The sequence below is a fragment of the Thalassovita aquimarina genome, assembly GCF_018219815.1.
In the GTDB taxonomy this organism is placed as follows: Bacteria; Pseudomonadota; Alphaproteobacteria; order Rhodobacterales; family Rhodobacteraceae; genus Thalassobius; species Thalassobius aquimarinus.
In genome coordinates this window covers 1-26,702 of record NZ_JADMKU010000009.1, presented here as the reverse complement: position 1 = coordinate 26,702, position 26,702 = coordinate 1, and the positions used below count along the sequence as shown (strand labels likewise).

26 protein-coding genes and 1 tRNA gene are annotated in these 26,702 nt (G+C 61.3%); 17 read left to right on the top strand and 10 right to left on the bottom strand.

Annotated elements, in window-relative coordinates; translation table 11 throughout:
- Window positions 1–129 precede the first annotated feature (129 nt).
- Window positions 130–2,325, bottom strand: a complete 2,196-nt coding sequence (locus tag IT775_RS11290) for an ATP-binding response regulator (RefSeq protein ID WP_212701221.1) — start codon at window positions 2,323–2,325, stop codon at window positions 130–132.
- 16 nt (window positions 2,326–2,341) lie between these two features.
- Window positions 2,342–3,580 carry a response regulator gene (locus IT775_RS11285; protein ID WP_212701220.1) on the bottom strand — a complete coding sequence of 413 codons (1,239 nt, stop codon included), beginning with the start codon at window positions 3,578–3,580 and terminating at the stop codon, window positions 2,342–2,344.
- Between the two features lie 527 nt (window positions 3,581–4,107).
- Between IT775_RS11285 and IT775_RS11280 the strand changes: the two genes are divergently transcribed.
- The 12 genes from IT775_RS11280 to IT775_RS11225 all read left to right on the top strand — a co-directional run bounded on the left by IT775_RS11280 (window position 4,108) and on the right by IT775_RS11225 (window position 13,984).
- Window positions 4,108–5,412, top strand: a complete 1,305-nt coding sequence (locus IT775_RS11280; RefSeq protein WP_246525516.1) for a TadA family conjugal transfer-associated ATPase — start codon at window positions 4,108–4,110, stop codon at window positions 5,410–5,412.
- Entirely contained in the window at window positions 5,409–6,407 is a 999-nt protein-coding gene (locus IT775_RS11275; protein WP_212701218.1) for a type II secretion system F family protein, read from the top strand. Before IT775_RS11280 ends, IT775_RS11275 begins: the two co-directional genes overlap by 4 nt.
- Before the next feature lies 1 nt (window position 6,408).
- Complete coding sequence (locus tag IT775_RS11270) at window positions 6,409–7,389, top strand: type II secretion system F family protein (protein ID WP_212701217.1); 981 nt, start codon at window positions 6,409–6,411, stop codon at window positions 7,387–7,389.
- A gap of 17 nt (window positions 7,390–7,406) precedes the next feature.
- Window positions 7,407–8,720 (top strand): pilus assembly protein TadG-related protein, encoded by a 1,314-nt coding sequence (locus IT775_RS11265; RefSeq protein WP_281414356.1) that lies wholly within the window; start codon window positions 7,407–7,409, stop codon window positions 8,718–8,720.
- Window positions 8,721–9,056: 336 nt separating this feature from the next.
- On the top strand, window positions 9,057–9,221 hold the full coding sequence (locus IT775_RS11260) for a Flp family type IVb pilin (protein ID WP_212701215.1): 165 nt from the start codon (window positions 9,057–9,059) through the stop codon (window positions 9,219–9,221).
- Window positions 9,222–9,279: 58 nt separating this feature from the next.
- A complete protein-coding gene (locus IT775_RS11255) occupies window positions 9,280–9,771 on the top strand; it encodes an A24 family peptidase (protein ID WP_212701214.1) in 492 nt (163 codons plus the stop codon).
- A 58-nt stretch (window positions 9,772–9,829) separates the two neighbouring features.
- Window positions 9,830–10,639 (top strand): Flp pilus assembly protein CpaB, encoded by an 810-nt coding sequence (gene cpaB, locus IT775_RS11250; protein WP_212701213.1) that lies wholly within the window; start codon window positions 9,830–9,832, stop codon window positions 10,637–10,639.
- Window positions 10,640–10,807: 168 nt separating this feature from the next.
- Window positions 10,808–11,941: a CpaE/TadZ family protein gene (locus IT775_RS11245; protein ID WP_212701212.1), complete on the top strand. Its 1,134-nt coding sequence runs from the start codon at window positions 10,808–10,810 to the stop codon at window positions 11,939–11,941.
- A 3-nt stretch (window positions 11,942–11,944) separates the two neighbouring features.
- Window positions 11,945–12,424, top strand: coding sequence for a TadE/TadG family type IV pilus assembly protein (locus IT775_RS11240; protein ID WP_212701211.1), 480 nt, complete (start codon window positions 11,945–11,947; stop codon window positions 12,422–12,424).
- Window positions 12,421–12,819, top strand: coding sequence for a TadE/TadG family type IV pilus assembly protein (locus tag IT775_RS11235; protein ID WP_212701210.1), 399 nt, complete (start codon window positions 12,421–12,423; stop codon window positions 12,817–12,819). The genes IT775_RS11240 and IT775_RS11235 overlap by 4 nt, the downstream gene beginning before the upstream one ends.
- A 78-nt stretch (window positions 12,820–12,897) precedes the next feature.
- Entirely contained in the window at window positions 12,898–13,554 is a 657-nt protein-coding gene (locus IT775_RS11230; protein WP_212701209.1) for a DUF938 domain-containing protein, read from the top strand.
- A 91-nt stretch (window positions 13,555–13,645) separates the two neighbouring features.
- Window positions 13,646–13,984: a carboxymuconolactone decarboxylase family protein gene (locus tag IT775_RS11225; protein ID WP_212701208.1), complete on the top strand. Its 339-nt coding sequence runs from the start codon at window positions 13,646–13,648 to the stop codon at window positions 13,982–13,984.
- Window positions 13,985–14,218: 234 nt separating this feature from the next.
- On the opposite strand, the gene IT775_RS11220 is transcribed toward IT775_RS11225, so the two are convergent.
- Entirely contained in the window at window positions 14,219–16,714 is a 2,496-nt protein-coding gene (locus IT775_RS11220; protein ID WP_212701207.1) for a GcvT family protein, read from the bottom strand.
- Window positions 16,715–16,903: 189 nt separating this feature from the next.
- Here IT775_RS11220 and panC point away from each other — a divergent pair, with 189 nt between their 5' ends.
- From panC to IT775_RS11205, 3 genes are all read left to right on the top strand, one after another.
- Entirely contained in the window at window positions 16,904–17,752 is an 849-nt protein-coding gene (panC, locus tag IT775_RS11215) for a pantoate--beta-alanine ligase (protein ID WP_212701206.1), read from the top strand.
- On the top strand, window positions 17,749–18,558 hold the full coding sequence (panB, locus tag IT775_RS11210) for a 3-methyl-2-oxobutanoate hydroxymethyltransferase (protein WP_212701205.1): 810 nt from the start codon (window positions 17,749–17,751) through the stop codon (window positions 18,556–18,558). Before panC ends, panB begins: the two co-directional genes overlap by 4 nt.
- 350 nt (window positions 18,559–18,908) lie before the next feature.
- Window positions 18,909–19,826: a pirin family protein gene (locus IT775_RS11205; protein WP_212701204.1), complete on the top strand. Its 918-nt coding sequence runs from the start codon at window positions 18,909–18,911 to the stop codon at window positions 19,824–19,826.
- On the opposite strand, the gene ggt is transcribed toward IT775_RS11205, so the two are convergent.
- Both ggt and IT775_RS11195 read right to left on the bottom strand, forming a co-directional pair.
- On the bottom strand, window positions 19,823–21,622 hold the full coding sequence (gene ggt / locus IT775_RS11200; RefSeq protein ID WP_212701203.1) for a gamma-glutamyltransferase: 1,800 nt from the start codon (window positions 21,620–21,622) through the stop codon (window positions 19,823–19,825). The two genes, IT775_RS11205 and ggt, sit on opposite strands and share 4 nt — an antisense overlap.
- A gap of 17 nt (window positions 21,623–21,639) precedes the next feature.
- A complete protein-coding gene (locus tag IT775_RS11195) occupies window positions 21,640–22,626 on the bottom strand; it encodes a 2-hydroxyacid dehydrogenase (protein WP_212701202.1) in 987 nt (328 codons plus the stop codon).
- Window positions 22,627–22,736: 110 nt separating this feature from the next.
- Between IT775_RS11195 and IT775_RS11190 the strand changes: the two genes are divergently transcribed.
- Window positions 22,737–23,237 (top strand): SH3 domain-containing protein, encoded by a 501-nt coding sequence (locus tag IT775_RS11190; RefSeq protein WP_212701201.1) that lies wholly within the window; start codon window positions 22,737–22,739, stop codon window positions 23,235–23,237.
- A gap of 116 nt (window positions 23,238–23,353) precedes the next feature.
- A tRNA-Gln gene (locus tag IT775_RS11185) sits at window positions 23,354–23,428 on the top strand.
- A 246-nt stretch (window positions 23,429–23,674) separates the two neighbouring features.
- Here the strand turns inward: IT775_RS11185 and IT775_RS11180 are convergent.
- From IT775_RS11180 to IT775_RS11160, 5 genes are all read right to left on the bottom strand, one after another.
- Window positions 23,675–24,427, bottom strand: a complete 753-nt coding sequence (locus IT775_RS11180; RefSeq protein WP_212701200.1) for a BglII/BstYI family type II restriction endonuclease — start codon at window positions 24,425–24,427, stop codon at window positions 23,675–23,677.
- A 3-nt stretch (window positions 24,428–24,430) separates the two neighbouring features.
- Window positions 24,431–25,102, bottom strand: coding sequence for an MT-A70 family methyltransferase (locus tag IT775_RS11175; RefSeq protein ID WP_212701199.1), 672 nt, complete (start codon window positions 25,100–25,102; stop codon window positions 24,431–24,433).
- A 184-nt stretch (window positions 25,103–25,286) separates the two neighbouring features.
- Complete coding sequence (locus IT775_RS11170) at window positions 25,287–25,634, bottom strand: hypothetical protein (protein ID WP_212701198.1); 348 nt, start codon at window positions 25,632–25,634, stop codon at window positions 25,287–25,289.
- 211 nt (window positions 25,635–25,845) lie between these two features.
- Window positions 25,846–26,067, bottom strand: a complete 222-nt coding sequence (locus IT775_RS11165; RefSeq protein WP_212701197.1) for a hypothetical protein — start codon at window positions 26,065–26,067, stop codon at window positions 25,846–25,848.
- 228 nt (window positions 26,068–26,295) lie between these two features.
- On the bottom strand, window positions 26,296–26,487 hold the full coding sequence (locus IT775_RS11160; protein WP_212701196.1) for a hypothetical protein: 192 nt from the start codon (window positions 26,485–26,487) through the stop codon (window positions 26,296–26,298).
- Window positions 26,488–26,702 lie beyond the last annotated feature (215 nt).

Sequence of the window (26,702 nt, the reverse complement as noted above, 5' to 3'; positions counted from 1 at the left end):
TTTGCGCGGGCCGGGAACCAATCCCGAGCAAAATCCTCGAATCCGTCGTCCTGCCGCCACGCTGCAAAGGGACAAGGGCAGCGCCCGGGGTGATCCGGGCGGTGCAGCAAGCCACCATCCGCCGGGACGTTATTGCGCCTGACGGATATGTGAGGTGTAAAGCGGCAGCCGCGACAGGAACTGGCGCGCCTCGGTGCGGAACTTGGCCTCTTCGCGCAGCGTTCGCCCGTCCGCGCGCAGCGCCTGTTCCAGCGAAGACGCGGCCCAGGCCAGATCTCGCATGCCAAGCTGGCCGGCCTCGGACACCACGCTGTGGGCCAGACCGATCTGTTCCGACTTGTCGCCGATGCCTTCGAAATACCGCTCCAACCGATCCGACAGCCGCTCGACATATTTCAGTGCCCAATCGGGCCCCATGAGGTCAACGATGTCGTCAAGTTCATCGGGGGTTTCTGCAACGCGCATTTTCGGCGCCTCTTCGACATCAACCGCTACCGCGCGACTGGACACGACCGCCGCGATCGCGCTGGTAACATCGCTTGCCTTGAACGGCTTGGCCAGGAACCCGTCCGCGCCGGCCATCAGCATGTCTTCTATATCGGATTTCATCGTCGTCGCGGAAAAGGCGATGATCGGCGTATCGCCGAAAGGCTTGGGCAGCGCCCGGATGCAGCGTATCAACTCATCGCCGCTGATATTGGGCATCTGCATGTCGCAAAGAATGACGTCGGGCGCGTGTTCGACCACATTTTCCAGCGATCTGACCGTGTCGGGAACCGCGAAAAGCGCCACCCCTTCGCGCTGCAGGATACGTTGCAGCAGGTCGGCGGTATCATCGCTGTCATCGATCAGAATCACCTTGCCCAACACATCGCGCAACGGCGGTTGCGGGTCGTCGCCAGCCGCCGCCGGCGGTTCGTCTGCGGTGTCGCTTTCGACAACCGGAAGTTCGACATGAAACCAGAAGATCGTGCCTTCGCCCTGACGGCTGAAAACGCTGATCCTGCCGCCCATCTGTTCGATCAGCCCTTGCGAAATCGACAGGCCAAGCCCACTGCCGCCCTGGTATTCGCTGACACCGTTTTCCATCTGGGAAAAGCGTTGGAACAGGTGATCCTGATCGGCGATCGAAATGCCGATGCCGCTGTCCTGCACCTCCACCCGCAGTTGCGAAACATCGCCTGCGGCCATCCTGGCGGTCATCCGCAGCGTGACGAAGCCCTCGGGGGTGAACTTGATGGCGTTGTTCAGCAGGTTCAGCAAGACCTGCGACAGGCGCAGCGGGTCGCCACGCAGAAGTTTCGGAACGTCTTGCGCGACTTCGGAGCTCAGGACCAGGCCCTTGGCGCAGGCATCGACCGAAACCAGATCGATCGCTTCCTTGACCAGTTCGCGCGGGCAAAAGGTTTCATCGCGCATTTCCATCGCACCGGCCTCGATCCGCGACAGATCAAGGACGTCATCGACGATGCGGCTCAGCGTCTGCCCCGCAACACTCAGGCGTGACACCTGTTTTTTCTGGTCCTTGCCAAGCGGTTCGTCGTTCAGCAACTCGGAATAGCCGAGGATCGCGTTCAGCGGCGTACGCAATTCGTGGGTCACCGTGGCCAGGAACGCGGATTTCGCCAGGCTGGCCTCGTTCGCCTTCTGCACCGCCGCGCGCAATTCCCGTTCAACCTCCTCACGGCGCTTCATATCCTTGAACCCGGTCACCAGAACCGTGGTCAGCAAAAACACCGTCGCCGCCAACACGAACACGATGGCAAAGACGGTGAACCGGGTCTGCTTGACCAGCCCGGACAGCCCTTCCTGCGCAATCTGCTGCTGTTCCGAGGTCGCTTCCTGCAACGCCGTCCCGAACGCGGCCCGCTGTGGCGCCACCGCCTCGAGAAGCGCCCCGTTCGGCCGTGCCTCGATCATGGCGTGGACCGCGTTCAACAGCCCCATCGTCACGCCCTGCAACGTGGCCAGCGCGGCAGATCCGTCCTGCGGGTTCAATCCGCGCAATTCCGTGAACCGCGCCAGAACGTCCTCTTCCACCTTGGCGAGCGGCACCGCGGGCCCGGTTTCGCGCCCCCGGGGCACCATCGTCGTGACCACCGAATTCTCGATGTCCTGCAGCAGTTCCAGCGACAGGGTCGCCTTGCTAATCTCTTGCGACCCTGCGGCAACGTATTGAACTATATGGAAAATCAGGAACAGCGCAGCAACGGCGAGCCCCCCGGCGAGGCTCAGCTTGATCAGGACGCCGCGCAAGCGCCCGTCCATCCGGTCGCCCTGAACCGGTTCGCATCCTTGTGCCATGATATCCTTGTCATATGACATCAGGGATACCTCTGCGTTACAACAAACGGGCTCCGACAGCGACCGCGGAGGTCCGGTTCGAAACGCCCAGCTTCGAAAACAGCGCGGTTATGTGCACTTTCACCGTACCGATCCCCAGATCCAGTTCCCGGGCGATTTCCTTGTTCGACATGCCCTGAACCAGAAGTTCCAGCACCTTGCGCTGGCGCGGCGAAAGTTCCGGGATCGCATCCAGGTCGATGTCCTCGGAGGCGGTTTCGGGTACATAGCGCGAGGCTTCGGCCACCTGTTCGGGATTGCGGGGCTTTTCAAACCGGGTGCTGCCCTCGACCGCGAACAGGACAGGCTTGCTCGGGGTTTCGGGCGGTTCATGCAGCAGCGCCGGCGCATAGACCCGCCCCATCATGATCTGGGTCAGCGCGTGTTTCAGCTCTCTGACGCCTTCCGATTTCTCGACATATCCATAGGTGCCCGAGGCAAGCGATTCCAGCACGTCGTTGCGATTGCGCGATGCCGACACCACAGCCATTTTCTGTACCTGCGGGTGCTCCAGCCGCAACCCCTGCAGCGACGAGGCCCCGAACATGCCCGGCATCGACAGGTCGAACAGCGCCAGGTCGATCTGCTTATGATCGTCCATCAACCGCTTGGCCTGATCGAGGCTGCTGGCTTCCAGCACCTCGGAAAAGTTGAATTCATTCCGCAGGATGGTCACCACCGCCATGCGGAAATATTCGTCGTCATCGGCCACCAAGGCGACAGTATCGGACAGGGAAATCAGCGGATGGTCGTTTTCGTCGGTCTGGTCGCTTTCGCCAATAAGCTGATTGGCCAGCGCGCCGTCGATGAAAACCTTGCCCTGGGCGACAAGATGCAGGGCCGTGTCCATCACACCGCCACCGGTCTGAAAGACACCGGTCACCCCGGCCCTGAGCGCGGTGCGCGCCATCGCAACCTCGATGGACGCCCCGAACAGGGCGACATGCAACCCGGGATAGTCCTTGCGGATCAAAGCGAACTTTTCGCTTTCGAAACCCGTCGCACCTGGACCGACTTCGATCGCCAGCAGGTCATAGTCGTACCGCCTCAACGCTGTCTGAAGAGCTTCCCAGCCCGCCACGACATGCAGCGAGACCTGCCCTTCCGGGTCAACACTCAACGTCGTTGCATCCGGTGAGGACAGGACCAGGACCCGCAGGTCCTTTTCTACCGGGGGCAGCGCCACACCCCCGATTTTCGCATCGGTCGAATTCAAAACAAGGGTGCTTTCACTCATGCCAACAATCCATCTACTTTTCTGCCCCGGCCACACGACAAGACAGGTCTCTTTCGTGCCGCCGCGATCCATTTCGATCCCTCGCGATTCCCTGAATCCATAGTAACCTCAACGGGGGGGACAACTTCGCCGCGCATAAAGCTAAAGGCCGGGTTCAAAAGTTTTCGGCCTACATACTTTGTGGGGTTTGGCCAGACGAACTTGCCGCTAAAAACTAGGCCACTCGGCTGAATTGTTGGGGTGATCACGGCCCGGAATACTGATTGCAGGTCGCGCTGCGCGTGTGTGCAGCCAAGCTGCGCGTAAATCGTCCATTGTTTCAGAGGCCCCCCATGTTCGGCAAAAGAACCGGTCCCATCAACACTGCCCCAAAGGTCGCGAAACTGGCTACGGCCACCACCGAGGCCCCGAAGGAAGATCCCGTCGATAAAACCCCTGCCCCGGTCCGCAAGGCCGCCAAGCCCGCCCCGGCAAAATCGAAGCCGGCCCCTAAGCCCGCCGTGTCGGAGGCGAACCGGAAATACGCAATGGAAGAAGGCGACAGCGCCTATTTCGATCTGAAACGGTCGATCATGGAAACGCTGATGTCGATGCTCGACATCAGCCAGCTGGCCAAGATGGACGCGGATTCCGAACGGACCGAGATCGCGAATTACGTCACCGACATCCTGGCCGTGAAGAAGGAAGTGATTTCGGAAGAAGAACAGCAGTTGCTGATTTCCGACATCACCAACGACATCCTCGGCTATGGCCCGCTGGAACCGCTTCTGGCGCGCGACGACATCGCCGACATCATGGTCAACGGCACCGACCCGATCTTCATCGAGGTCGGCGGCAAGATGCAGCGGACCAATATCCGCTTCAACGATGCGCAGCAGCTCTTGAACGTCTGCCAGAGGATCGTCAGCCAGGTCGGTCGCCGGGTCGACGAATCCAGCCCGATCTGTGACGCGCGCCTGCCCGACGGATCGCGCGTGAACGTCATCGCGCCGCCTCTGGCTGTCGATGGCACTTCGCTCACCATCCGGAAATTCCGCAAGGATTCCCTGACCTTGCAGAACCTTGTCGAATTCGGGTCGATCACCCCGGAAGGGGCGGAAATCCTGCAGATCATCGGCAGGGTGCGCTGTAACGTTCTGGTGTCCGGCGGCACCGGGTCGGGCAAGACGACGCTGCTGAACTGCCTCGCCGGCTATATCGAAACGTCCGAACGGATCGTGACCTGCGAAGACGCTGCCGAACTGCAGCTGCAACAGCCGCATGTGGTGCGGCTGGAAACCCGCCCGCCCAGCCTGGAAGGCACCGGTGAAATCACCATGCGCGACCTGGTCAAGAACTGTCTGCGGATGCGTCCCGAACGCATCATCGTGGGCGAGGTGCGTGGCTCAGAAGCCTTTGACCTGCTGCAGGCGATGAACACCGGCCACGACGGATCGATGGGCACGGTGCACGCCAACTCGCCTCGCGATGGGTTGTCGCGCCTCGAGGCGATGATCACCATGGGCGGGTCCGCCCTGCCGCCGCGCACGATCCGCGAAATCATCGCAAGTTCCGTCGATGTGATCGTGCAGGCACAACGCCTGCGGGACGGATCGCGCCGGATCACCCACATCACCGAAGTCCTGGGCATGGAAGGCGACGTTCTGACCACTCAGGACCTGATGGTCTACGAAATCCAGGGCGAAGACGAAGACGGCAACCTGATCGGGCGGCACAAGTCGACCGGGATCAGCCGTCCGAAAATGTGGGAACGCGCCCGTTACTACAATGTCGAGGATAAGCTGACCGAAGCCTTGCGCGCCTCGGAAGTCGATGAGTGGGCCGCCGAATGAGTGAACTTCTGCAAAACCTCCACATCGACCCCATCGACGTCGCCATCTTCGTGACGGTGAGCATCCTGATCGGCGGATTGCTGTTCCAGAGCAATGCGGAAAAGGGCCGTGGATCGCTGCTGCGCCGCCGACTGAACCGGGTCACCGGCAAGGAACCGGGGCGGATGAGTTCGGGAAATGACCCGATCGACGCCGAACTGCGCCGCCGGCAGATCCGCTCGGCAATGAAGAACAAGGACAAGGATAGCGGCCCCTCGATTTCCGCCAAGCTGCGCCAGGCCGGGCTGAACTGGAGCAAACCGAAGTACATCCTGGTGACCATCATGACGATCGTGGCGGTCTGGTGCGGGCTGGTGCTGTCGTTTGGCAAGCAACCGCTCCTGATGCTTATCGTTGCTGTCCCGCTCGGCGGCGCGCTGCCCTACTTCTATGTGCTACGCACCATCAAGAAACGGTTGAAGCAATTCGCCAATGAATTTCCCTCGGCGCTTGATATCATCGTGCGCGGGGTCAGCGCCGGGCTGCCGCTCAGCGAATGCCTGAAAACCATCGCCAACGAGGCGCGCGAACCGGTACGGTCGGAATTCAATCAGCTGATCAACGACCAGTCGGTCGGTATCACGCTGGAAAAGGCCGTCCACCGTCTTGCGGTGCGGGTACCGCTGCCGGAAACCTCTTTCTTCGCCATCGTTCTGGCGGTGCAGTCGCGCAGCGGCGGGTCGCTGTCGGAAATCCTGACCAACCTGTCCTCGGTGGTGCGCGGCCGCAAGATGCTGGATGCCCAGATCCAGACCATGAGCGCCGAAGCGAAAATGTCCGGCCGTTTGATCGGTGCCATGCCGCTGCTGGTGGCCGCCGCGCTGTTCTATCTCAGCCCCGATTACATCACCATCCTGACCTCGACTACGGTCGGCAATCTGATCCTCGCCGGTTGCGCGTTCTGGATGTTCACCGGTGTGATGGTGATGAAAAAAATGATCAATTTCAAAGTGTAAGGTGTCAACCGTGTCCCTGTTCCACTATGTTTCCCCCGTCCTTCTGGCCACCGCGCTGATGGCGCTTGCGGGCTTCCTTCTGGTGCTTGGGCTTACCCTGCCCAGGCTGCAGAAGGAAAACCTGCAGCGCCGGCTGGCCAAGGTGGCGATCGAACATGGCGGCATGCGCGCGATGACGCAGAAGAAATCGCGCATTGCAACTGCAGTGGGAGGCAAGAACAGCAAGAACAGCACGTCGTTGCTGAAGCGGCTGGTTCCCAAGGCGTTCATGGACAAGACCGCGGGCGACACCGCGCAGCTGTCCAAGCGGCTGAAAATGGCCGGGATCCGCGGTTCCTCGGCGGTTCAGACTTACATCGCGATCCGGCTTCTCGCCCCAGTCGTTCTGGCTGGGCTGGCGACATTCTACGGCACGGTTGTTCTGGGCAAGGCGCCGACCTTGCTCAATTTGCTGTTTCTGGGGGGCGGGGGTGGCGTGGCTGGCGTCTTGCTGCCCCCGCTGATTGTCACCAACCGCATCCAGAAGCGACAGCAGTCGATTCAGGCGGCGTGGCCGGATGCGCTGGACCTGCTGCTGATCTGCATTGAATCGGGCTATGGCATCGACGCCGCGTTGATCCGGCTGTCGGAGGAAATCGGCATGCAATCGCCCGAACTGGCCGAGGAAATCTCGCTCACCGCGCTGGAACTGTCCTATCTGCAGGACCGGTCGCAGGCGCTGGAAAACCTGGTCGAACGGACCGGTCTGGAACCGGTGCGCCACGTTGTGGGATCGCTGAAACAGACCGAGAAATACGGCACCGACCTGGGCCGCGCGCTCAGGGTGCACGCCAAGGAAAGCCGAGACCTGCGACTGGAACGGGCGAAACAGAAAGCCGCCGCGCTGCCGCCGAAATTGACCGTGCCGATGATCCTGTTCTTCCTGCCGATCCTCTTCGTCATCATCATCGCCCCGGCGATCATACAAATCATCTACGACTGAAACAGAAAGGGTGCGCTATGCCTATAAGACTGCCTTTGCCAAAGCGCCTTTCCCAGTTCGCCCGTGAAGACACGGGCTCTGTTCTTGTTATGACGGCTCTTGTTTCCCCACTCGTGATAGGGGGGCTGGGCCTGGGCGTGGAAACCGGTCACTGGTACCAGAAACAGCGACAGCTTCAGCACATTTCCGACCTGACCTCCCACGCCGCGGCATCGCGCCTGCGCGCGGGCGACAACGGTTCGTTCATGTATGTCGATGCTATGGCCATCGCGAAAAAATCTGGATTTTCCTACGATATCGGCGAGTTGAAAATGTATTCGCCGCCCCGAACCGGCCCCAATGCCGGCAACCATGATGCGGTCGAAATCATCCTGACCGAAACCCGCCCGCGCTGGTTCACTGCATTTTTCATGGGAGACAACGTCGAATTGACCGCCCGTTCGGTCAGCCTGATCAGTGCGGGCAACCCCACCTGCATCCTGGCGCTGTCAGACACCGCCTCGGGTGCGATCACGGTCGGCGGCTCGACCAATGTGAAGCTGAACAATTGCGTCGTCACGTCCAATTCCGCGGCCCAGGACGCCTTCGCGATGGAAAACAGCGCTTCCTTGATGACGACCGAATGTGTCCATGCGGTGGGTGATGTCGTTTACACTTCCAATTTGCATCTGACAGGATGTCCCGCGCCCAAGGTCATGCAACCGAAATCCCGTGATCCCTATGCTGACCGCGCCGAACCGGTGCTCTGGGGGGAGTGCAGAAATGGCAATATCGGCCACCCGCAATACACTACGACCGTCACGCCCACGGACGACCATCCCAACGGGATGAAAAGCAAGACGTTCTGCAACGGCGTGTCTCTCAAGGGCGATGTCATATTCGAACCGGGCCTCTACATCATCGATGGCGGTACGCTCAGCATCAATTCGCAGGCCAATATCACCAGTTCGGGCGGCGTGACCTTCTTCCTGACCAATGGTGCCACGGTGCAATACAATGGCGGTGCAGATATCAACCTGGCCGCTCCGACAAGCGGACCGACCTCCGGATTGCTGTTCTGGGAATCGAAGGACAATAACAGCGGCACCTATACTGGCACCGGCGACATTTCACACAAATTCAACGGCGGCTCGAGCATGACGCTGCAAGGCGCGATCTACATGCCGGCATCAAACGTCACCTTCAACGGCAATTCCAATGCGCAGAACGGCTGCACCCAGATCGTCGCGGACACGGTCGAACTGAGCGGCACATCGGACCTGGCCGTGACCTGCGAAAACGCCGGAACCGAAGAGATTCTGTCGAGTGAAGTGATCGCGGTGGTCGAATAAGTCTTCGACCCTTAGCCACTGTTTCAAAAGAACAAACCCGAACGTGTTCGCGTTCTCGCCCGGCTTCGGCCGGGCCTTTTTTGGCGGCGTCAGCCCCTTCCCCACCATCGTATGCATGCCCCACCTCATACGCGTGGTCATAAGTGCTTTGGTATGTAGGCCACTCCACCAGCACCAGCACTTTGTCCTAGGGCATCCGGTCGAATTTGTGGACGCCGGAAAACGAGTCATCCTCTTTGCATGGGCCGATCATCCGTTGTTGCAAGATCCGGTCTTTCACTCAGGCGGAAGCCTTCCACGGTGGCGACACCGACAAACCAAAAAGGAAAAAGTCCCATGAAAAAGTTCCTGACCAAATTCGCAAAAGAAGAATCCGGCGCAACCGCAATCGAATACGCCCTGATCGCAGGCCTGATCTCGGTCGTCGTCATCACCGCCCTGACCACGCTCGGTGGCTCGTTGGAAACAACCTTCACGACAATCTCGAACACGTTGAGCTAAGTCTGTCTTGACGTGACCAGCTCGGTTTGAATTCCAGGCGCGAAAGGACCCCATCGATATGCTGACAACCTCACTGTCACTGCTGTCGATGACCGGTTTCACCGCCGCTGCGGTCCTTGCCGCAACTTCGGATTTCAAACGCAAGACGATCCCAAATGGTTTGGTCCTGACCCTGCTTGCCGGATTTCTGCTTCTGGCGCCGGGGTCAGGATGGACACAGGCCGAAATCACGGGAAGTCTGTTGGCTGGTTCGATTGTCGTGTTCGTCGGACTGACGATCCACGCACTGGGCTGGGCGGGCGCCGGAGATGGCAAATACGCCGCCGTCTGTACGCTCTGGATCGGTGCGACCCAAGCGCTTGATTTCCTCTTCCTGACGACGGTTTTCGGTGCGCTTTTCACGATGACATTGCTGGGGGCCAACCGGCTCGGCTGGTCCCCCCTGTCGCCGGGAGGTCACGAAACCGGATCCCGGCAGATCACGATCCCCTACGGGTTCGCTCTCTCTGCTGCCGCGCTTTTCGTGATTCCTCAGTCACCCTGGATGTGATCGCCTCACAGACGCATCCAGTCTTGTTGTTTTTATTCACCCAGGTTGGGGGTGTCCGATGCTCAGATCCTTAATAATCGTGTTTGCTCTCGTCTGCGGCGGTACGGCCGCCATTCTCGTAAAAACGGTCGCGCCAGCCGGTATATCGAGCGCGAACGCGGAGGGCGCCACACCGCTGGTCGAAATCCTCGTGGCCGCAGGTGAGGTCACCGAGGGCACGGAAACAAAGACCGAAAACCTGACCTGGGCCAAGTGGCCCGAAACCGCCCTGTCCGAATCCTACCTCGTCAGGACCGGCACCAAGGGCGAACTGAAGCAATATGCCGGCATGATCATGCGCCACACCTATGGCCCCGGCCAACCGATCCGCAAGGAAAGCCTGTCCGACAGCCGCGAAGGCTATCTTTCGGCACTGCTGACCAGCGGAATGCGGGCCGTCGCGATCGAGGTGTCCGCGGCTCAAACTGCGGGCGGTTTCATTCTGCCCAACAACCGGGTCGATATCCTGCTGACCACCGAATGTAACTTCGGCATCGCCTGTAAACACGCGATGAAGACCGAAACCATCCTGCAGAACGTGCGCGTTCTGGCCATCGACCAGTCCGGGTCGCAACCCAATGCCGACAGCACCGTGATCATCGGAAAGACCGCGACCCTGGAACTGACCCCCGAAGATGCCGAAACCATCGTGGCCGCCGAGGCCAGCGGCTCTATCTCGCTGCTGCTGCGTTCGGTCGACGACAACGAAGTCAAGGAAATCGCCCAGGCCGAACCGGTTTTCGAACCGCCTGTCGCGGTACAGGAACAACAGCCGCGCACCGTAAAGGTGAACCGCGGCGGCGTCAGCGAAATCGTTGTGCTGAACTAACAAACGGGCGGAGTTGGAACCATGAAATTCTTCTCGAAATTCACAGCAGACCTTGATGCTGAAAGCGGGGTTGGCGCGCAGGGTATGCGGCCGGCAATGGGACGACTGCCTTCGATGTCTTGTGACGTCTTCGTCGCAACCCGTCCTACTCGGGCCGCCGTTGAACAGATGCAGGCCTCGCGACACATGTCGCGGGTGCGCTGTCAGGTGTTCAACGGCGGGATCGACGCCGCGCTCGATACCTATGAAGACACCGACAGCCCCGACCTGCTGATCGTCGAAGTCGGCGAAGACGCCTCCACCCTGTTCGGCAGCCTCGGCGCGCTGGCCGAACTGTGCCGGGTCGAAACCGAACTGGTCCTGATCGGCCCGTCGAACGACATCACGCTGTACCGGGCGCTGACCCGTCAGGGCGTCGCGGATTACCTGCAGACGCCGGTGACCGCGCCGCTGCTGATCACCGCCCTGTTCGAACTGTTCCGTGACCCCGACAAGGTCAACCTGGGGCGAGTTTTCGCCTTCATCGGCGCCCGCGGCGGTGCCGGGTCCTCCAGCGTGGCGCATAACGTCGCCTGGATGATGGGCAACCAGACCCGCAGCAATGCCATCCTGGCCGATCTCGATTTCGAATACGGCACCGCCGGGCTGTGCCTGAACCGGACGCCGGAACAGGATATCATCAGCACCATCGCCAATACCGAAAAGCTGGACGACCAGAAACTGGAACGCCTGCTGATCCCGTATGACGACAATCTGAAACTGCTGGCGGGGGTCAATTGCCCCAAGCACAAGCAGAACCTCGAACCCGAATCCCTGGGCCATGCCATCGACCTGCTGCGGATGCTGTCGCCCTTCGTGGTGCTGGACCTGCCGCCGACGCTGTGCCCGCTGACCCGCAAGGCGATGCACCTTGCCGACGAAGTCATCGTCACCGCCACCCCCGACCTTGCGTGCCTGCGCAATGCGCGCAGCGTGATGGACATGCTGTCCGCGACGCGGGTCGGCGACACCAAACCGCACCTGGTGCTGAACCAGATCAATCAGCCCAAGCGCCCCGAAATCAAGCCCGCCGATTTCGTCAAGGCTCTGCACATCGACGAACCGGTACTGCTCAATTTCGACGCGGCGAAATTCGGTGCGGCCGACAACAACGGCACCCTGGTTGCCCAGCACCGCCGCAACCGCACGCAACGCAACACCTTCGAGAAACTGGCCTATACGCTGACCGGCAACCCGCCGTCCAAGCAGGGCAAAGCGAACTTCAAGCCTGGAAAATGGCTGAAGGGATTGAAAGCGGGCTGAGCCATGTGTGGTGCCGCATCATATCGAGACTTGCGCGCGTGCTGCCTGTCCTTCCTGCACCGCTTTGCCCGAGACACCGAAGGCAACTCGGTGGTGGAATTCGCGCTGCTGGCACCGATCATGCTGATGATCACGCTGGCCACCTTCGACCTTGGCAATTCCGTGTCCGACCGGATGGCGATGGACGCGGCGCTGCGCAACGGATTGCAGGTCGCGATGGCCACCGGGTCGGTCGATGCAACCCTGCAGATGATGCAAACCACCGCGGATGCCGAACTGGGCGCAGACCAAGCGGCATTCGAAGTGACCCGGCTCTGTACCTGCGGCACCATCTATGACAGCCATGTCAGCTGCGACACGATCTGCACCGGCAGCAGCCCGTCCACCAGCGTTTTCATGGAACTTACCGGTAACTATTCCCACGCAGGCTGGGTTCTGCCCGACATCACATTCACCCCGACAGTTTTCCTGCGTCAACGATGAAACCGGTCCGTTTCATACGTGGGTTCCTGCGCGGCGAAGACGGTGTCGCGGCGCTGGATTTCGCCATCGTGGGCAGCGTCTACATGCTCATGCTGGTGGCATTGCTGGATGTCGCGCGCGGTTTCTACCTGCATAACAAACTGGAATTCGCCGCCGACAAGATCACCCGGCAATTGCTGATGGATCCAAATGCCACCATCGACAGCATCGACATGCCGCCATCCCTGGACGGGTTCGATGCCACTCTGCTGGTGGTCGAGACGCAGGAAGTGACCATTTCCGGCGCCGCTTTCCACAACCTGTCGCTTTATTACCCGATGTCGATGCTCACGCCGCTCTTGAAAGTCGATCTTGTCGACCTGAAAATCCAAAGACTGATCCCGATTCCCAACTGACCGTTGCGCCCGGCGCCGAAGGGGTGGCAAACGGCACGCAGTGGGGATCATCACGCCCGCCCGGATGCAGGAGCCGCCATGACAGGAAAACTCACCCTTCCCGACACACATTCGCTGGCCGAGCAATCCGAGGACGGGCGGCTTTACGCGCCCTCGGCAGCACGCAACAAGGGCCATATCTGCGATCTGGTCGCAGCGTACGCCCCCACCGGCGGCAAGGCGCTGGAAATCGCTTCGGGCACCGGCGAACATGTCTGCGCTCTCGCCCACCGCCTGCCCGGGTTGCACTGGCAACCCGGCGATCCCGATCCCGGACGGCGCCGTTCGATCGACCTGCATGCCAAGGCCGCGGGGCTGGACAATATCGCGCCGGCGATAGACCTGGACGCCGCCACCCCCGGCTGGTCGCGAACCCATGGCGGGCAGGACCTGATCCTGCTGGTCAACCTGCTGCACCTGATCCCCGAGAAAAGCGCGAAAACCCTTATCGCCGAAGCCGCGCAGGCGCTCGCCCCCGGCGGCCTCTTCATCGTCTACGGTCCTTTCCTGCGCGATGGTGAAACCACTTCCGACGGCGACGCCAAATTCGACGCCAGCCTGCGCGCACAGGACCCCGATATCGGCTACAAGGACGACTGGGACGTGATCGACTGGCTGCAGGAAAACTGGCTGGAAATGGTGCAGGTGGTGGAAATGCCCGCCAACAACCTCGCCTTCGTCGCCCGCCGCCCCTGACGCGCCCCGGCGTCAACATGATCTTGATCAAGGCGCGCCGCATTGCGGCATGATTTGGCTGGGTCGATCTTACATTCAAGGAGCTGAAGATATGGCCTGGACCGAAACCCTCACCGACACCCGCAACCGCCTGCGCACGCTGTACAAGACCATCCCCAACGTGACCAAGGGGTTCGGCGCGATGTCCAAGGCGGTGAAGGAAGAAGGCGTTCTGGACCTCAAGACCAAGGAATATATCGCGCTTGGCATCGCCGTGGCGATCCGCTGCGAAGCCTGCATCGCGCTGCATGTGGAAATGCTGGTCAAGGCCGGTGCGACGCGCGAGGAAATCGCCGACGTTCTGGCGATGACGATCCAGATGGGCGGCGGTCCCGCCACCATGTATGCCGGCAAGGCGCTGGAATGCTATGACGAACTGACCGCGGCATAATCAAATGGTGCGCGTTGCACGCGCGATTGCTGTCTCCGACGGGCGCCGCTGGCGCCCGTCTTCGGGTTTGGGGGCGCTGCCCCCGTCGCGGCAAGCCGCGACTCCCCCGGGATATTTGCGAAAAGAAGAAGCTTAGGCGTGTCTTCGTCTGTTCCTGCACCCGCCTGCGGCATCGGGAGGACGGAGCCGCAGGCGGGGGGCGATGTTCAACCGGCGAGTCAGAGCGCCTGTCGGTCATCCATCCTTCCGGATCGTTTCGTTCTTCGGGTCGTACGGGCTGTCGCAGGTCACCGTGGCATCCCAGAGCCGGTCGAACATCCGGACCTTGAGCTTCTGCCCCTCGACCGCCAGGTCGGGACGGACATATCCCATGCCGATGGATTTTTCGAACGCCACCGAATAGCCGCCCGAGGTCAGACGCCCGATCCTTGTGCCGTCTTCCAGGTAAAGCGCCTCGCGGCCCCAGGGGTCGGCGTCCTCGGGACCGTCGATCAGCAGGGTGCAGCATTTTGCCCGGATGCCGGTGGCCTCCATCGCCGCCTTGCCGTGGAAGTCCTTCGAGAGGTCGACGAAGCGCGGCAGGTCGGCTTCGAGCGGAGTCGCGTCGCGCCCCAGTTCGGTACCGAAGGCACGGTAGCTCTTTTCCTGCCGGAGCCAGTTCTGCGCCCGCGCGCCCACGAGCTTCATCCCGTGCTTTTCGCCCGCCTGTTCCAGCAGGTCGAACAGGTAATTCTGCATCTCGATCGGGTGATGCAGTTCCCAGCCCAGTTCGCCGGTATAGGCGACGCGGATCGCGTTCACCGGGCACATGCCCAGTTCGATCTGCCGCGCCGACAGCCAGGGGAACCGCTTGTTCGACAACGCCGTGTCCGGGTTGGCGTCCTTGATCACCTCTTTCAGCACGTCGCGCGATTTCGGTCCCGCGATGGCGAAAACGCCCCATTGGGTGGTGACGTCCTGGATTTCGATATAGCCGAATTCGCCCGCCTTGTCGGCAGCCGCCTTGCGCAGGTAATCGGCGTCATAGGCGGTCCAGGCCCCGGCGGATACGAGGTAGTATTCATCCTCGCCCAACCGCACGATCGTGTATTCGGTGCGCGTCGTGCCGGCATCGGTCAGCGCATAGGTCAGGTTGATCCGGCCCACCTTGGGCAGTTTGTTGCAGGTGAACCAGTTGAGGAACTGCGTCGCGCCGGGTCCCTTGACCACGTGCTTGGTGAAGGCGGTAGCGTCGATCAGGCCAACGCCGTCGCGGATCGCGCGCGCTTCCTCCACCGCGTGTTGCCACCAGCCGCCGCGGCGGAAACTGCGCGATGCGTGATCGTCGAATCCTTCCGGGGCATAGTAATTGGGGCGTTCCCAGCCATTGACCGCGCCGAATTGAGCACCGCGCGCGGCCTGCCGGTCATAGGCGGGCGAGGTGCGCAACGGCCGGCAGGCTTCGCGTTCCTCGTCCGGGTGGTGCAGGATGAAGACGTGCTCATAGGCCTCCTCGTTCTTGCGGGCGGCGTATTCCGTGGTCATCCAAGAGCCGTAGCGCTTGGGATCGAGGCTTGCCATGTCGATCTCGGCCTCGCCCTCCACCATCATCTGCGCCAGGTAATACCCGGTGCCGCCGGCGGCGGTGATGCCGAAGCTGAAGCCCTCGGCCAGCCACATGTTGCGCAGCCCCGGCGCGGGGCCGACCAGCGGGTTGCCATCGGGGGTGTAGCAGATCGGTCCGTTGAAGTCGTCTTTCAGCCCGACCTCCTCGCTCGACGGAATCCGGTGGATCATCGACATGTATTCTTCTTCGATCCGCTCCAGGTCGAGCGGGAACAGGTCGGCGCGGAAACTGTCGGGCACGCCATAGGCAAACCGCGCCGGGGCGTTGCGCTCGTAGGGGCCGAGAATCCAGCCGCCGCGTTCCTCGCGCACGTACCACTTGGCGTCGGCATCGCGCAGAACCGGGTGTTCGGCGCCGCCATTCTTGCGGTATTCGACCAGCGCCGGATCGGGTTCGGTGACGATGAACTGGTGTTCCACCGGGATCGCCGGGATCTTGATGCCCAGCATCCGCGCGGTGCGCTGCGCGTGGTTGCCGGTGGCGGTCACCACGTGTTCGGCGGTGATCACGACCTGTTCCTCGCTCGGCACCAGGTTGCCGCCCTTTTCCACCATCTTGGTGCAGGCGACCTTCCATTCGGACCCGGTCCATTCATAGCCGTCGACCTGCCATTTGCGCTCGACGATCACGCCGCGCTGGCGCGCCCCCTTGGCCATCGCCATGGTCACGTCGGCCGGGTTGATATAGCCGTCGGTCGGGTGATAGATCGCGCCCTTCAGGTCCTCGGTCCGCACCAGCGGCCAGCGGTCCTTGATCTGCGCCGGCGTCATCCATTCGTAGGGCACGTCGCAGGTTTCAGCGGTGGACGCGTAGAGCATGTATTCGTCCATCCGGTCCTGCGTCTGCGCCATGCGCAGGTTGCCAACCACCGAAAACCCCGCGTTCAGCCCGGTTTCCTCCTCCAGCGTCTTGTAGAAATCGACCGAGTATTTGTGGATATGGGTGGTCGCATAGCTCATGTTGAAGAGCGGCAGCAAACCGGCCGCGTGCCAGGTCGACCCGGAGGTCAGTTCGTCACGTTCCAGCAGCATCACGTCGGACCATCCGGCGCGGGCCAGGTGATAGGCGATCGAGGCGCCGACGGCCCCACCGCCGACGACCAGAGCTTTGACATGGGTTTTCATTGCGTAGGCGACTCCGTTGAACTTCGTTTGGCTGTGAGTCTTAACGATTGCGGCCAATCGCGCGGGAACCAGCCGACATATGAGCGCGCGAAACCGACACATAAGTAGAAATACGAAACGCAGCGTATGGTCTTGCCGCCCCGCAACACACACCGTAGAACTACGGTATCGAGGGAGGAAGTCACACGCATGGAAATCTGCCGCAGCATCGAGCAATGCCGCGCCGCCATCGCCGCGCTTCGCGGAGAGGGCAAGCGCATCGGCTTCGTGCCCACAATGGGCGCGCTGCATGACGGTCATATGTCGCTGATCGCCCTGGCACGGGACAATGCCGAGGCCACGGTGGTGTCGATCTTCGTCAACCCGACCCAGTTCGGTGACGCGACCGACCTGGAGCAGTATCCCCGCGACGAAGATCGCGATCTGGCGCTACTGGAACAGGCCGGCGTCGAGGTGGTTTTCCTGCCCGATGTCGATACGATGTACCCGCCCGGCGATGAGACCATCGTGGAAACCACCCGGCTGGCCAATATGCTGCACGGCAAGGTGCGGCCCGGGCATTTCCGCGGCGTGACCTCGGTGGTGAACCGTCTTTTCAATATCGTGCAGCCCGACGTGGCGGTGTTCGGCGAAAAGGATTACCAGCAATTCCTGATCATCAAGAAGATGGTGCGCGACCTGCACATGCCGATCCGCATCATCGGCGGCCCGACGATGCGCGAATCCGACGGGCTGGCCATGTCGTCGCGCAACCGGCGGCTCACTCCGGCCGACCGGGTGGCCGCGGTGGTGCTTAGCCGGGCGCTCGATGCGGCTGAAGAACAGGCAAAGCAACCAAACGTCACGGTGGACGATATCCGCGACGTGATCTCCGATACCATCGCGGCTGAACCGCGGGCCACATTGCGCGGCCTCGATACCGTCGCCGCCGACACGCTTGATTACCTGCACGGGCCTCTCAATGAGCCGATGGCGATCATGATCTCGGTCCAGTTTTCAGACATTCTTCTCATCGATCAAAGGGTTATTCAGCCATGAGCGTCCAAAGCAAGATCCGCCGCAACACCGTCCCGCAGATTGCCGCGCGCAAGGGGGGCGACCCGATCGTGTCGCTGACCTCCTACCACGCGCACACGGCGGCGATCGTCGACAAATACGCCGATTTCATCCTGGTGGGCGACAGCCTCGGCATGGTGATGCACGGGATGGAAAGCACCGTGGGCGTGCCGCTCGAGCTGATGATCATGCACGGCAAGGCAGTGGTGCGCGGCACCCAGAAGGCGCTGATCGTGGTCGACATGCCGTTCGGCACCTACGAGGAAAGCCCCGCCGTCGCCTTCCGCAACGCCGCCCGGATCATGAAGGAAACCGGTTGCGGCGCGGTGAAGCTCGAAGGCGGCGCACGGATGGCGGAAACGATCCGGTTCCTGACCGAACGCGGCGTCCCGGTGATGGCCCATATCGGCCTGACCCCGCAATCGAGCCACGTGATGGGCGGGTTCAAGACCCAGGGCCGCGACGAAGACAGCTGGCCGCTGCACGAAGCCGACGCCAAGGCGGTGGCCGAGGCCGGCGCCTTCGCCATCGTGCTGGAAGGCATGGTCGAACCCTTGGCAGCGAAAATCACCAAGCAGATCGACATTCCCACCATCGGCATCGGTGCCAGCGCCGAATGCGACGGCCAGATCCTTGTGCTGGAGGACATGCTGGGGCTGAACGAATGGACACCGAAATTCGTCAAGGTCTACGGCAACCTCGGTCCGGCGATCGAACAGGCGGTGTCGGATTATGCCGAAGAGGTGAAGAACCGCACCTTCCCCGGACCCGAGCAGGTTTACAAGTAAACGAGGGCCAAAAGGTGCGCCCTTGCAGAGCGCACAGGTTTTGCTTCGCCTTTGGGCGAAGCGGGTTGGGGGCGCTGCCCCCGCCGCCGCAAGCGGCGCCTCCCCCGGGATATTTCTCAAAAGGAGAAAATGCGAAGAACCAGGTCTTCTCCTGTTTGTAAATATCCCCGCCGGAGGCAATCCCGAGGCGCAGGCCGCAGGCCAAAGCCAAGACAAACATGCGCGCGCATCAGCGCGCTCAATTTGACAACTCTGCGCACAAACGCACATCTGCCGTTCGAGGGTTGGGATTTGTTTTTTCCAGTCTGCGCTCCACATTATCACCGAGCCAGAAGGAAGGAGCCCGACCGATGACATTCAGACCCGTCGCCGCCACCAGCCAAGCCCAGCCCGCGATGGAAGGGGCCGGGGTCCATTTGCACCGCGTGTTCGGCTTCGGCGATCCCACCCTGACCGATCCGTTCCTGATGATGGACGATTTCCGCAATGACGACCCGCGGCTTTATTCGAAGGGATTCCCGTGGCATCCGCATCGCGGCATCGAAACCATCACCTATGTGCTCGAAGGCACGGTGGAACATGCCGACAGCCTGGGCAACAAGGGCGTTTTGGGCCCCGGCGGGGTACAGTGGATGACCGCCGGATCGGGCATCGTGCACCAGGAAATGCCCAGCGGCGACGCGCAGGGGCGGATGCACGGATTTCAGCTCTGGGCCAACCTGCCGTCGGATCTAAAAATGACCACGCCGCGCTACCAGGACATTACCGGCAACGACATCCCGGTTGAAGGGGAAGATGACGGCACCGTGGTCAAGGTGATCATCGGGTCGTTCTGGGGCAAGAAAGGCCCGGTCGACGGCATTGCCGCCGATCCGATGCTGCTGGACGTGTCGGTCCCCGCCGGCAGGCGCAAGGTGCTGAAGGTCGACACCCGTGCCAACGCGCTGGCCTATGTCTTCGCCGGATCGGGCACCTTCCGCGACGCCAGCGATCCGGTCGGCATCAAGGTGGAAAAGGAATTCGCCGGACAGGAACTGAACATCCGCGATCAGACCGGCAACCGCACGCTGGTCCGGTTCGGGTCGGGCGACGAGATCACCGTACAGGCCGGCGACGAGGGCATCCGTTTCCTCTTGATGACCGGGCGGCCGATCCGCGAACCGGTGGCCTGGCATGGTCCGATCGTGATGAACACGCGGGCCGAACTGGCCAAGGCCTTCGAGGAGCTCAACAACGGAAGCTTCATCAAGCACAAGGCCGCGTTCTAGCGCCCGATCGCGATACCTTCGCGGCGGGGGTCGGCCCCGCCGCGCAGACCCTCGCCGATGGCGATGGCGTGCAGACCGGAATTCAATGCGCGGGACTTGACCTCGTAGCCCAGGGTTTCCAGCGACGCGGCCAAGTCCGCGGCGGGTTCGCTTTCCTCGACATCGTAGGTGCCGAAACGGTTGACCAGGTGCCCCATCGCGACCGCCTGCTGCACATCCATGCCCCAATCTATATGGGCGATGATCGCCTGCGCCACGTAGCCGATGATCCTGCTGCCGCCGGGCGATCCGATCACCAGCACCGGCTTGCCGTCCTTCAACACGATGGTCGGCGCCATCGACGACCGCGGCCGCTTACCCGGCGCCACCGCGTTGGCGATGGGGCGGCCGTCGCGATGGGTGCGGAAGGAAAAATCGGTCAGTTCGTTGTTCAGCAGGAAGCCCCGCACCATCAGCCGCGAGCCGAAGGCGTTTTCGATCGTGGTCGTCATCGACAGCGCGTTGCCATAGGCGTCTACGATGGAGATATGCGAGGTCGAGGGAAATTCGATCGCCTCGTCATCGGCCCAGTTCAGCGCGTGATCGAAGCTGGGATCGCCCGGCGCGACCTCGGGAATCGCATCATCTCCGCCAAGCAACCGACTGCGATCATTCAGATATTCGCCATCTATCATGCCTTCGGCCGGGACCGGAAGGAAATCGCTGTCGGCGACGTAGCGGCCCCGGTCGGCGAAGGCTAGGCGGCTGGAATCGCCGATCAGCCGCCAGCTTTCAGAGCTCTCGGGCCCCAATGCGGCAAGGTCATAGGGCCGCAGCAGGCCCAGGATTTGCCCCACCGCCAGACCGCCCGAAGACGGCGGCCCCATGCCGCACACGTCATAGCCGCGATAGTCGACGCAGACCGGCGCGCGTTCGACCACGCGATAGATCGCCAGATCGAGCGGCGACAAGTGGCCGGGATTGCCCGGGGCCGTCTGTACTGCCTGGGTAACATCGCTTGCGATATCGCCTGAATAAAACGCCGCAACACCCTGATCTGAAATAGATTTCAGCGTTTCAGCATAGGCGGGGTTACGCAGCGTCTGCCCGGCCTCGACCGGTGCGCCGCCGGGCAGGAAATAGCCCGCCGTCGCGTCGAACCGCGTCAGCCTGTCCTGGTCCTGCGCCACCAGACCGGCAAGGCGCGGGGAAACTTTGAATCCGTACTCGGCTAGCCGGATCGCATCCGCAAACAGCCCCGGCCAGGGGCGGTTGCCCCATCGGTCATGCGCCTCGGCCAGCAGCGCGGGGGTGCCTGGCGTGCCGACCGACAGACCGCCCACCACCGCATCGAAGAATTTCAGCGGTTCGCCCGCATCGTCCTGAAACAAGCGCGGCGTCACTGCCAAGGGCGCGGTTTCGCGCCCGTCGAGCGTCGTCACCTGCCCGGTCGCCGCGTCGTACCAGATCAGAAAGGCGCCGCCGCCCAGTCCCGACGATTGCGGCTCCACCAGCCCCAGCACTGCCTGGATCGCGACCATGGCATCGGCGGCAGTTCCACCCTGTTCAAGCACCTTCGCCCCCGCTTCGACCGCCAGCGGATTGGCGGCGGCGATCATCCAATCGTTTGCCTCGACCGGGCGGCCTTCGGCCTTCGCCCGCAACGCGGCGCGCGCGGCATCGGACAGGCCGGGCCAGATCGTTTCCTGCTCGGTGGCGGCTTCGGGGGCGACGGCATCGGCGGCCTGCTGGGCCAGCGGCAGGCCGGGCAAAACCGCCAGCGCCGCAATCGCGAAAACCCGGTTCAGCCCTGTCATCGCACCCCTCCGAAAAATCAGTCAAGCGTCTGCAACACCAGGTCCGGCGGACGGTGGCCGTCGGCGAAGGTCTTGATGTTGATGATCACCTTTTCGCCCATTTCGATCCGGCCCTCCACGGTAGCCGATCCCATATGCGGCAGCATCACCACGTTTGTCATCGCGCGCAGGTCCGGGTTGGCCTCGGACCCGTGTTCATAGACGTCGAGCCCGGCGCCTGCCAGTTCGCCCGCCTTCAGCATCCGGGTCAGGGCGTTTTCGTCGATCACCTCGCCGCGCGAGGTGTTCACGATCACCGCCGAGGGCTTCATCAGCTTCAGGCGCCGCGCGTTCATCAGATGGAAGGTCGAGGGCGTGTGCGGGCAGTTGATCGACAGCACGTCCATCCGCGCCACCATCTGGTCGAGGCTTTCCCAATAGGTCGCCTGCAGCGCGTCCTCGGTTTCCTCGCGCAGCCGGCGGCGGTTGTGGTAATGCACCTGCATGCCGAAGGCATTGGCGCGCCGCGCCACCGCCTGCCCGATCCGCCCCATGCCGAGAATGCCAAGGCGCCGGCCGCTTACCCGGCCGCCAAGGAAAGCGGTGGGCGACCAGCCGTGCCACTGGCCCGATTGCATGACCGCCAGTCCTTCCGGGATTCGGCGGGTGACGGCCAGAATCAGCGCCATGGTCATGTCGGCGGTATCTTCGGTCAGAACTCCGGGGGTATTGGACACCTGGATACCGCGCTGCCGGGCGGTGGCGACATCGATATGGTCCACCCCTGCCCCGTAATTTGCGATCAGCCGCAGGTTGGGCCCGGCCTGTCCGATCAGGCCGGAATCGATATGATCGTTCAGCGTCGGCACCAGCACATCGGCCTCGCGCAGCGCCGCGGCCAGCTCTTCACGGGTCATCGGGGTATCGTCGTCGCGCAACCGCACATCGAACAATTCCTTCAGTCTTGTTTCGACCACGTCGGGCAAGCGTCGCGTAACGACAACACTCAGACGTCCAGATGGCATCTCGGGCCTCCCCCTTCTTTCAAACGGCACGCGTTGATGTCAGAGTGGAGCAAGTCAATCCGGGGCACAAGAACCCACGCAACAAAATTTCACGAGTAGCGAGCAGGTCTATGAACAGGACCCTATGTATCGTCGCGGCCGCGCTGTGCGGCCTCTTCCTGGCCCAGCCCGTCACGGCGCAGGATCGCGGCCCGGTGACCAACCTGCCGCTGCCGCGCTTCGTGTCGGTCAAGGCGGCCGAGGCCAACGTGCGCCGCGGCCCCGGCCTGACCCACCGGATCGACTGGGTATTCAAGCGCCGCAACATGCCGGTGGAAATCACCGCCGAATACGGTCACTGGCGCCGCGTGCGCGACCGTGACGGCGCCGGCGGCTGGATACATTATTCGCTGCTTTCCGGTGTGCGCCACGTGATCGTCGACAAGGACATGCTGGCCATGCATGTGCGCCCCGAACCCGACACCGCGATCAGCGCGCGGCTGGAACTCGGGGTGATCGCCAAGCTGGAAAGCTGCACCCCCGACTGGTGCCGCCTGCGCGCCGGCGGCTATCGCGGCTGGGTTCCCAAGGATACGCTGTGGGGCGTGAAACCCGACGAAATCCGCGACTGAGCGGCGCCCGGCCCCATGAAATCTGGACCTTGGGAACGGCGCGGAAAATTAGTGAAAAAATTCTCATTTCTGCTCTTGCGCCCGCCGACACCGTTTCGTAAATAGCGCCTCACCGATGGGGTGTAGCCAAGTGGTAAGGCAACGGTTTTTGGTACCGCGTACCGCAGGTTCGAATCCTGCCACCCCAGCCACCTTCTCTTTTCCGTTATATTTCAGATACTTAAGCGAATAGAGAAGTTCGCCTCCGGAACACTTTTCCGACGCACCTTGCCGGACCAGTTCGCGACCAGCAACACGCCGCCCGACTCGAAAAAGCCCGCCAGGTCGATCCTGACGGGCTGCTCTGTTCAAAGCCGCTGAAAACTGCGCGGGAGGAAGGGCTTCAGATCACCAGATCAAGCGGAAGGTCTGCAATCGAGCGCGCTTGCTCTCGCAAGCTACCGAACACAATTCGGGGTAATACCGATAGCGAGAACAGGGCAGCCACCGTTGCGCCCAGCGTCGAGCCTGTAGAGCAATTTCCCCATCCATGTGGTCGATGCGCCGAACTTTTTGTAGACTTCCTCAGCGCCTTCGGTGTCGTCCTTCTTGAGCACCTTGCCTAGACTGCGGAAAAATCCGTTATCGAGACTAAAGCCACGGGTGATGATCACCCCCACGTCAATGGCTCCGGCGTCATAGAACGCAGAGAACGCGTAAAGATCGCGATCATAGGTTTGATCTTTACTGTTCCACTCCAAGTCAAGAGCAACCCGACCTCGGACGAAATCAATGCGGTGCCCGTCAAGGTAGCCTTCACGGGAATATTCTCGGAGGATTGGGTTATCCTTCGTGCGCTTCGCGTGCAGCAGCTTCACATGGAGGTCAGCAGTGATCCGGGTTTCAATCCAGTCGTCACTGAACAGCGTGTCCACATGTTTGGCAATCGGCCCCTTGCTACCGCCGGGGCGCCTGATCATCTCCTTGGTGATGTCCATATTGCGAAGCGCAGACAGGATATCGCTGAACTGCTCCGGGAAGCTGCTCGCTAGAATGTCGGCGGCGTTTCGATAGCTATAGAACTCAAACTTGTCGCGCAGATCGGAATCGAAATTGCGCGCAATGATCGACGGGCTGTCCGCGATCTTGCCCGTGGATACAAGCCCATCATCATCCTCGTCGCCATCGCTGGCCTCGTGGTTCTCAGACAAGGCTTACTCCGCAGCGGTCGTAACGCTCGAATTGTAAGAATAGGTCTTCCAAGTCGGCTTGTAGTCGAGGTCGGCTTGATTGCCCCACACGGTCCAGCCATCGCGAACCCCGCGACCGAACAGCTCAAGATACGGCCCCCACGAACAGGATTCGATCACCTCGTATTGCTCGTCGGGTTTGCGGCTGTGCTCGCGCTTCCTCGTCTTGATCATGTCGCCGTCCGGCTCAGGTGCTTGAATGACGTTTACCTGCCGCCGCCCCGGCTGAAGTGTCCTGGCGTTCTTGCCCCGAGTGCCGAACAAGAGCATTTCAGTGACGTTCCGGAAGTAAAACCCAACACCGCGCCCATCAGGGCCACCGTCCTTACGGATCTTCTCCCAGATGATGTGCGACTTGTATTCGAAGCCCCATGCCTCCAACACGCGCAACCCGTCCGGCAGGAGCGCGTTCGGCACCCACAGGTAACAATGAGCGGTGTCTTGCAGGTGTTCGGCTACCGGCAGCTCACAGATCTCATCCAGCGACATGGTGGGGTAACGAGCAAGCCGCTTGTGCTCGGGCGCGATCTTGCCCGTGCGGTTCGTGAATCGCCAAGGCGGATCGGCCATCACGGTGCCGAACTTGTCGCCATTCAGAAAATTTCGCAGATCTGTATTGGCATCTTGCTCAGCCATCGCACCGCTCCCATTGATGTTTTCATAAATTCGTAACGCAATATGTTGCGTCAGGCAATCGGCTATTGCCCTATAGCGTGTTCACACCAGTTACCAGATCGTCTTTAACGCAGGGTTAGCTTGCAAAGAAGAAACCCGCCAGCTTGCACCGGCGGGTTCATCATTGTGGTTATGGTGTGTAGCCCTATGCGGCAGCCCCCACGCGCTTCGCCTCGATCATCTCATCAATGAGCGTTTCTGCTGTGCGATAAATGCCGTCACTGGGACGGTGCAAGGTCACATAGACATCTTCGGTTGACGCCTCGCGCTGCGCGACGATGGGGCCGACCAGCGTATCAGTGAAGAATTCGATGCGATCATACTTAGAACTGGCCAACGCGCTGCCCTTCAACTCGATCTGTGCTGCCTTCCAGCTATCGCCGGGCGTATCGTGGATGAGGCGAAGAAAGACGTTGAACTGTCTGCGCCCGAAGGCCACACGGATGGTTTCAGGGGGTGTCGGCTGGCTGTAGGCGGTGGTGGTTTCGGTCAAGTTTTCGGTCCTCTGAGTTTTCATCGGACAGCACAACTGGGCCGGTGCCAGGCATGGAAGCACTAACACCAGTTTTGTCGCCGTTTCCGACTGTGGTTTAGACAGGAATGACGCGAACTCACTGAGCCGCGCCATGTTAAAAGCATAACATATCGTCAACAAAAAGTTCGTAGGAAAATGTAGGAAAATTTCAGCCCGCAAGCCATTGAAATCAAAGGGCCAGGAAAACACCATCCGAAGAAACCGGCGTATTCTCGGTGTTATTCGCATCATCCATGACGCTCTGGGGCCAAATACCGCCCACTTCGCCCAGGATGCGCACAACCTCGGTGTCGGCGTCATGCACCAGCGGCAGGGCGATCAGGTGCGCCAGCTCCGCCCGGAGCGCGGCATAGGTCTTGTCGTCAAGGTAAGTGTCGGCAGGTGCCTGCATGGTCGTGGTCCTCTTAAGGTGATTTGCACGGCCAGACTCGCACACGAGGAATCCAGCAATCAAGAGGAAAAGTCACATAAGTGTTTGATTTTATTGAAAGTAAGCGGTTACTTACGCTTAAAATGAGAACCCCGCGCCGGATGACTTATCACAACGGTGAACCGGCGCGGGGTTAAAATGGGCGAAGTTGGAAGCCAGCCCAAATTTGTTATAATATAACACCCTCAATTAGGAATGATCAAGTCTTTCCTTCACATTGAGAGCACCTTTCACCGGGTCGAAGGTGTTCGTCCGCTGCGCCAAAGCGATCAGCTCCGGGGGCAGTTTCCTCAAACCCATCCGCCTTACCTCTCGCCGGTAGGGGGGCAGCCAACAGCCTGTAAGTGCTTCAAGCAAAGTTCGTGCATTCAAATCCTTCATCGTCACTCCTGCGCGCTCGCTTGCGCTCGCTTGCGGGCGCTTCGCGCCCTCCATCTTCTATTCTTCTATCCGCAGGCTCGTTTGATATGGCACAGAATGAATGATGATTAATAATCCCTGCAGAAATAGGACTTTCCCCCTAGGGTCAGGACCCATTGATTTCCGCCGGGTGGCGTGATTCACCGTTCGAAAAACGAGCGGTAAAATGTCTGACC

What these genes read in the sequence shown, in the direction of transcription:
- IT775_RS11290 (WP_212701221.1), bottom strand. Translation starts at nt 2,325, where the DNA reads ATGTCATATGACAAGGATATCATGGCACAAGGATGCGAACCGGTTCAG.
- IT775_RS11285 (WP_212701220.1), bottom strand. Translation starts at nt 3,580, where the DNA reads ATGAGTGAAAGCACCCTTGTTTTGAATTCGACCGATGCGAAAATCGGG.
- IT775_RS11280 (WP_246525516.1), top strand. Translation starts at nt 4,108, where the DNA reads ATGGAAGAAGGCGACAGCGCCTATTTCGATCTGAAACGGTCGATCATG.
- IT775_RS11275 (WP_212701218.1), top strand. Translation starts at nt 5,409, where the DNA reads ATGAGTGAACTTCTGCAAAACCTCCACATCGACCCCATCGACGTCGCC.
- IT775_RS11265 (WP_281414356.1), top strand. Translation starts at nt 7,407, where the DNA reads ATGCCTATAAGACTGCCTTTGCCAAAGCGCCTTTCCCAGTTCGCCCGT.
- IT775_RS11260 (WP_212701215.1), top strand. Translation starts at nt 9,057, where the DNA reads ATGAAAAAGTTCCTGACCAAATTCGCAAAAGAAGAATCCGGCGCAACC.
- IT775_RS11255 (WP_212701214.1), top strand. Translation starts at nt 9,280, where the DNA reads ATGCTGACAACCTCACTGTCACTGCTGTCGATGACCGGTTTCACCGCC.
- cpaB (WP_212701213.1), top strand. Translation starts at nt 9,830, where the DNA reads ATGCTCAGATCCTTAATAATCGTGTTTGCTCTCGTCTGCGGCGGTACG.
- IT775_RS11245 (WP_212701212.1), top strand. Translation starts at nt 10,808, where the DNA reads ATGCAGGCCTCGCGACACATGTCGCGGGTGCGCTGTCAGGTGTTCAAC.
- IT775_RS11240 (WP_212701211.1), top strand. Translation starts at nt 11,945, where the DNA reads ATGTGTGGTGCCGCATCATATCGAGACTTGCGCGCGTGCTGCCTGTCC.
- IT775_RS11235 (WP_212701210.1), top strand. Translation starts at nt 12,421, where the DNA reads ATGAAACCGGTCCGTTTCATACGTGGGTTCCTGCGCGGCGAAGACGGT.
- IT775_RS11230 (WP_212701209.1), top strand. Translation starts at nt 12,898, where the DNA reads ATGACAGGAAAACTCACCCTTCCCGACACACATTCGCTGGCCGAGCAA.
- IT775_RS11225 (WP_212701208.1), top strand. Translation starts at nt 13,646, where the DNA reads ATGGCCTGGACCGAAACCCTCACCGACACCCGCAACCGCCTGCGCACG.
- IT775_RS11220 (WP_212701207.1), bottom strand. Translation starts at nt 16,714, where the DNA reads ATGAAAACCCATGTCAAAGCTCTGGTCGTCGGCGGTGGGGCCGTCGGC.
- panC (WP_212701206.1), top strand. Translation starts at nt 16,904, where the DNA reads ATGGAAATCTGCCGCAGCATCGAGCAATGCCGCGCCGCCATCGCCGCG.
- panB (WP_212701205.1), top strand. Translation starts at nt 17,749, where the DNA reads ATGAGCGTCCAAAGCAAGATCCGCCGCAACACCGTCCCGCAGATTGCC.
- IT775_RS11205 (WP_212701204.1), top strand. Translation starts at nt 18,909, where the DNA reads ATGACATTCAGACCCGTCGCCGCCACCAGCCAAGCCCAGCCCGCGATG.
- ggt (WP_212701203.1), bottom strand. Translation starts at nt 21,622, where the DNA reads ATGACAGGGCTGAACCGGGTTTTCGCGATTGCGGCGCTGGCGGTTTTG.
- IT775_RS11195 (WP_212701202.1), bottom strand. Translation starts at nt 22,626, where the DNA reads ATGCCATCTGGACGTCTGAGTGTTGTCGTTACGCGACGCTTGCCCGAC.
- IT775_RS11190 (WP_212701201.1), top strand. Translation starts at nt 22,737, where the DNA reads ATGAACAGGACCCTATGTATCGTCGCGGCCGCGCTGTGCGGCCTCTTC.
- IT775_RS11175 (WP_212701199.1), bottom strand. Translation starts at nt 25,102, where the DNA reads ATGGCTGAGCAAGATGCCAATACAGATCTGCGAAATTTTCTGAATGGC.
- IT775_RS11165 (WP_212701197.1), bottom strand. Translation starts at nt 26,067, where the DNA reads ATGCAGGCACCTGCCGACACTTACCTTGACGACAAGACCTATGCCGCG.
- IT775_RS11160 (WP_212701196.1), bottom strand. Translation starts at nt 26,487, where the DNA reads ATGAAGGATTTGAATGCACGAACTTTGCTTGAAGCACTTACAGGCTGT.